Annotated in this window: 6 protein-coding genes; 3 read left to right on the plus strand and 3 right to left on the minus strand. The window is 51.8% G+C overall.

The annotated features are described in order from the left end of the window. On the plus strand, positions 1-191 hold a 191-nt coding region (locus QEH53_RS23210; RefSeq protein WP_309025622.1), incomplete at its 5' end, for a hypothetical protein. A 127-nt stretch (positions 192-318) separates the two neighbouring features. Here the strand turns inward: QEH53_RS23210 and QEH53_RS23215 are convergent. Together QEH53_RS23215 and QEH53_RS23220 are read right to left on the minus strand one after the other, a co-directional pair. Next, positions 319-1,665 (minus strand): hypothetical protein, encoded by a 1,347-nt coding sequence (locus QEH53_RS23215; protein WP_309025623.1) that lies wholly within the window; start codon positions 1,663-1,665, stop codon positions 319-321. Between the two features lie 118 nt (positions 1,666-1,783). Next, positions 1,784-2,176 carry a hypothetical protein gene (locus tag QEH53_RS23220; protein ID WP_309025624.1) on the minus strand — a complete coding sequence of 131 codons (393 nt, stop codon included), beginning with the start codon at positions 2,174-2,176 and terminating at the stop codon, positions 1,784-1,786. 433 nt (positions 2,177-2,609) lie between these two features. Between QEH53_RS23220 and tnpB the strand changes: the two genes are divergently transcribed. Both tnpB and QEH53_RS23230 read left to right on the plus strand, forming a co-directional pair. Continuing rightward, complete coding sequence (gene tnpB / locus QEH53_RS23225; protein ID WP_309025625.1) at positions 2,610-3,251, plus strand: IS66 family insertion sequence element accessory protein TnpB; 642 nt, start codon at positions 2,610-2,612, stop codon at positions 3,249-3,251. Positions 3,252-3,282: 31 nt separating this feature from the next. Next, complete coding sequence (locus QEH53_RS23230) at positions 3,283-4,785, plus strand: IS66 family transposase (RefSeq protein ID WP_309025626.1); 1,503 nt, start codon at positions 3,283-3,285, stop codon at positions 4,783-4,785. Positions 4,786-5,124: 339 nt separating this feature from the next. Here QEH53_RS23230 and QEH53_RS23235 read toward each other — a convergent pair. Next, positions 5,125-5,351, minus strand: a 227-nt coding sequence (locus QEH53_RS23235; RefSeq protein ID WP_309025627.1) for a hypothetical protein, incomplete at its 5' end; no start/stop codon positions are given.

Consider the following 5,351-nt stretch of genomic DNA (forward strand, 5'->3'; position numbering starts at 1 on the left):
ATCTGTACCGCTTACCGATCAATCACGAGTTGACGGCATCAATCAGACGTGATCACCCAAATAAGATCTCTGAATATGAGAAAATTCAGCAAGCCGAAGGAAACACACACTATAACAAATTCATTTTCATTATTTCTGCATTTCCGCGAAAACAATTACTCAAGCCCAACCAACCCTACCAACCGACTTAACTATCAGTCTTTTCAGCATTGCTATGTGCAATAGGAATTTACCGAACGTCTTTTTTTACAGAATAACGTATCTCCAAATATAGAATACCCTAACCAGATTCTTTGCTTTACGAAAAGCTATTCTAGGTCATAAAAGCCCCGCTACATAATCTGCTACATCTGTCTGAAAATCTACAAATTCTATTATTGAAAACGAATTACGTTCTTTCGCCAAAGCCCCTGAAATTATTATTTTTAACTTTCTGTCTCTAATTCTATCCGTTTCAGACATTCTAAACTCCTCAAAGGTCATCTCTCTCATACCGTCAGACTTATGAATTTCAAAAACAGCGGGGCCCAAATCCGTTTGCAGCGGCCTTGATACCCTTTTCGAATCGGAAAGAAATAACAATATCTCCGAGCCACCAAAGCGGGATTCCGCCCCCACTCTTTCACGATGAAAACGATTCACTAAAAACTGCGTATCGTTCAAAGACTTTACAGAACATCTTGTGTACTCAGTGTACGCCTGCCACGCTGATTGGAGATTATCATATACAAAAGCAGACACAACTACTTGATCAGAAACTCTCCATCCACCAGATTCCTCCTGAAATAGTTCCCTCAACTCACTGTCCGTCGGCTGCGCACTCGGCTTAAGCTCTTCATCGATGAACACTGAGATCATTTGATTGTGTATAAAATTCTGACGATCCTCCAAGAATTTGTCTTCACTATTAATTTCTAACTCAAGAGCTTTAGCGTAGTCATGCTCACGAATTAACATATCCCTAACTGAACCTTTCAATTCTCGATTAGATCGAGGCATTCCGCGAATAAACAAATCATTAAAACATCGGACATAGTCTTCGATACAAAACTGCTCCCTTCGACTATCTACCTTAAACGAGCAAAGCACCAAACCTTCGACTCCTACAAACCACTTTTCATTCAACTGAGGGATAACTGGTTCATATTCCACAAGAAGTTCTATAAATTTTCCGACAGCCTCATCTTCCCAAACAACCTCTAGGTTCCGAAATACGCGATTTCTATATTGCGATACATGCTCGAACCGATTATGATGATGTGCTACTTTCTTTAAAAGCCTAGCTTGCTCTCCGAGTTCAGCTGACACCAAACGCAGATAGTATTCACCATCCGGATCGGACAGAATATGACGAGACATTCTACGAGTCAAATCGACAACGAGTGGGTGATTTTCGTAGCCTTTTCGTCGTGTCAACTCTACTAGTGCCAAACGATCTCTAAAAGAAACCAACCATTGCGCTAAATCATGTTCAGGGAATTCGAAGCTCTCGCCAGAGCCCGCAGACTTTACAAAGGAATGCAAGTGCTTATAGAAAAGATATCTAGATACCTTGGTTTCCCCTACTTCCATGGCAACCTGCCGATCCACAACATCAGGAGAATATACACCCCCTAGTACACTCGCAGAGCGTAGAACCAATAAGATCCAAAAAATAGACTTCATCTTGAATGTTTAGGCAAATGAGTTCTCGTTCCTACTTTAGTCTACGGCGCAAAGCCTAACCAAGGAACATGATGTCAAAAAACGGGAGGGCCTTTCGGCCTTCCCAATCAAAATAGTTCTACCACGTAATCACCGCGGTAACATAGGCATCCATACTGCTCGAAGCTGGAATGTAAGTTCCACCTCCATAGAGCACATATTCTCCCGCAGGCTGATTGTACAAATAGTCGGCGTCATAAATGGAAGAGTAATAAGGGTGAGAGCCCATGATATCAGAGCGTAGTTGGCCACCACCTGGCAGGCTAATAGCTATCCCAATTCCACCCACCCAACCATCATCAGAAACGGCTATCGTCATAAGGTCGCAACCTGCCGGAGCATAAACAAATTTGTGACTTGGTCCGGAACCATAGGTATTGCTAGAATCGAAAGTTATATGTAAACTTTCGGACGCTGCGCTTGCGAAGGCAAGCGAACTCAAAACCATTATTATTGATACTATTTTTTTCATACTTTCATTGGTTAACGTTACATTAATACACTAGATTCTATAGTAACATATCGATCCAGCGTAATTTCCAGCAACAGGAGGTAATCCCGCGACTACTTACATAGAGCATCAACAACGCGATTCTATCTAGATTTTAGTATATAAATTCGTTAACCTAATTTTCTACTATATACTAAAACGAAATGGAATTTCGAGAACAATGGACCACCAGGCCCGATAGGGTCTTACAGCTTCTGTCACAGCCTCACGTCTTGTCTTATTTCAGCCATGCCAGCTCGGCACAACGGTGCCTCCCTTAAATGCACTCGCAGTTACTCTGTCGCACATCAGGAGCTTTGAGTCTCGCGTGATAGACACAACATAGCGTCTCAACAGTAAACGTCCGGCGAACCGGCATCTAGACGAGGGCTTTTCCTCGTGATAATCTCGTGGGATGGAACAGTCATCCGAACGAAAACGCTACCCCCTTGCCCAGCGCGAAGAGCTGCTTGCCCGCTTCGACGCCGCAGGGGTCAGCGCGAAGGCCTTCGCTCGAAGCGAAGGCGTCAAGTATCCAACTTTCCTCTACTGGCTAAACGCCAGGGAGCGCGGGCGCCGCCCCCAGGGCTTCGTGGAGATCGAGCGCGCCCCCGACGACCGGTCCGAACTAGGGATCGAGATATTCGCGCCCGGCGGCATCGTCCTGCGCGCCTTCGACGCCTCCACCGCTGGCTCGCGATCTCGCCCCGACATGCTGAGCTTGCCGTCGTCCACTCGCATCCTCGCCGCGACCGAGCCGGTGGACATGCGAAAAAGCTTCAACGGGCTGCACGCCGCCGTCACCGAGCGGCTCAAGGAGAACCCGCAAAGCGGAACCCTTTTCCGTTTTTTCAACAAGCGCCGCGACCTGCTCAAGATCCTGTATTGGGACGGGTCGGGCCTCTGGGTCCTGGCGAAACGGCTGGAGCGGGGGCGGTTCAGCTGGCCGGCCGACGAAGGCGGCGCGAAACTCTCGCTGCGCGCCGAAGCCTTCAACCAGCTGCTGTGCGGCGTGCAGCTCGACGCCATGACGATGAAGCCGTGGTACGGCCGGTAGCCGCCCGCCCGGGGAGATAAACGCTTGATCTATGCCGTATCCTTTCATTGGGTACGGGAAAGTGACGGCCCTGGAAGAAAAGCTCAGCAAGGAAGTTTCCAACCTCTCCGCGGAGGTTGCCGCCTTGAAGGCTCGCCTGGACTACACGCTGCGCCAGCTCTACGGGAGCAAGAGCGAGAAGACCGACCTGGGCCAGCTGCCTCTGGGGCTTGCGGGAGTCGAAGAGGAACCCTCCCCGCGGGAGGAACCGCCCAGCGAGCCCGCGGCGGGCAAGGCAAGGCCCAGCCGCAAGGGGCATAGCCGCGCCAAGCTCCACGAAACGCTCGAGGAGCGCACCGTATATGTCGATCCCGAGCACGTCCGCGCCGCCCCGGACGACTTCCGGGAGATCGGCCGCGAGACCAGCGAGCAGCTGGACATCGAGCCTCCCAAGCTGGTGAAGGTCACGACCATCCGCCGCAAGTTCGTCCGCAAGGACGACCCTGCCGGCAAGCCCGCGATCGCCCCCATGCCGCCGCGCCCCATCGACAAGGGCCTCCCCACCGCTCGTTTGCCAGCTTGGGTCGTCGTATCCAAATACTGCGACCACGCTCCCCTCTATCGCCAGGAAAAAGCCTTCAAGCGCCTCGGCTGCGCCGTTTCGCGCAAGACCATAAGCGACTGGGTCGAAAGCGTGGAGTTCTGGCTCGCCGGAATCGTCGAGCTCATGAAATGCCAGCTTCTGGCGGGCAACTACATCCAGGCCGACGAGACGCCCGTCAAGTACATGGACGAAGACATCGCCCGAAAGCGTTGCGGCGAAGGCTATCTCTGGGGAATATCCGCTCCAGGCGAAGACATCGTGTTCCACTGGGCCACCTCCAGGGCGCATGCCGTCGCTACGTCGTTGCTTGGCGGATACGCCGGGCTGCTCCAGTGCGACGGCTACCAGGCGTACGAAAAAGTGGACGCGACGCGGATCGCCTGCATGGCGCACGTCCGTCGCTACTTCGAGAAGGCCCAGTCGGAGGACCCGGCTTTCGCGACCTTCGTGATGCACGCCATACGCAACCTCTACCGAGCGGAAGCCAAGGCGAGAAAGGCCGGGCTCTCCCCAAAGCTGTGCGCGAGGCTTCGCCAAAGCGAATCGGCCATGACCTTCCGGTTGCTGGGCAAGGCCATCGCCAAGCGCCAAGGCCGCTACCTGCCCAAGTCCGCCATGGGCAAGGCCGTCCCCTACGCCCTCGGACAATGGGGGGCCATGTCGCGATACCTTGAATACGGCCAAGCGGAGATCGACAACAACCTGATGGAAAACGCGATAAGGCCGACAGCAGTCGGCAAGAAGAATTGGATGTTCGTCGGCCATCCCAAGGCTGGAAGCCGCAGCGCGGTGATCTACTCGATCGTCGGCAGCTGCGAGCGCCGAGGCATCAATCCCTTCGAATACATCCACGACGTGCTCGAGCGCATTCCATCGATGAAGGCTTCCGAGCAATACAAGCTCACCCTGCAACACTGGGCCAAATACCGCACCGTCAAGGAAGAATCGTAAGCCGGTTCACCGTACGCTTACCGAAAAACGGTCCAATTCGAATAATCTATACTCGAACCTTACACCGGAACGGTGAACGTTTACAATTTTTCGTCTTGGTCGCATGCACAGAAAAAGGCCGAAACTTGTTTTACGACCTTCCGAAATATGCTCGCTAAACTCATCAACCATTTTTAGCTCCCCTCGAGGCACTTTCTAACTTACATCAGATCCAATCCAATTTGTATCTGTCCAGCCATTAGCAACAAGTCATACAATAGGTGCGTTCGAGAGCGCTATGCGCGAAAAGCACTTTGCATTCAGATTTCTTCGACAAACAATAATACCGCTACCGATCTCCTATTCCCCCCTGACTCTCCGCCGCACAAAAGCCGTCTCCACTTCCTCGCTTAGCGAAACCACAAGCCGCCGTTCCTCCACCGAGCCATCCGAACCGATTTCGACCTGCGAATCTGATACAGGAGCCGCAAGTCCAGAGAGCTCCGTCCAATCTCGAAGGTCCTCTGAATACTCGAAGCCATCTTCCACGCCTACCATAATGGCGTTCCGGCGATAGGAAACCGTCA

The organism is Pelagicoccus sp. SDUM812002, from assembly GCF_031127835.1.
GTDB lineage: Bacteria > Verrucomicrobiota > Verrucomicrobiia > Opitutales > Opitutaceae > Pelagicoccus.

What these genes read in the sequence shown, in the direction of transcription:
- QEH53_RS23215 (WP_309025623.1), bottom strand. Translation starts at nt 1,665, where the DNA reads ATGAAGTCTATTTTTTGGATCTTATTGGTTCTACGCTCTGCGAGTGTA.
- QEH53_RS23220 (WP_309025624.1), bottom strand. Translation starts at nt 2,176, where the DNA reads ATGAAAAAAATAGTATCAATAATAATGGTTTTGAGTTCGCTTGCCTTC.
- tnpB (WP_309025625.1), top strand. Translation starts at nt 2,610, where the DNA reads ATGGAACAGTCATCCGAACGAAAACGCTACCCCCTTGCCCAGCGCGAA.
- QEH53_RS23230 (WP_309025626.1), top strand. Translation starts at nt 3,283, where the DNA reads ATGCCGTATCCTTTCATTGGGTACGGGAAAGTGACGGCCCTGGAAGAA.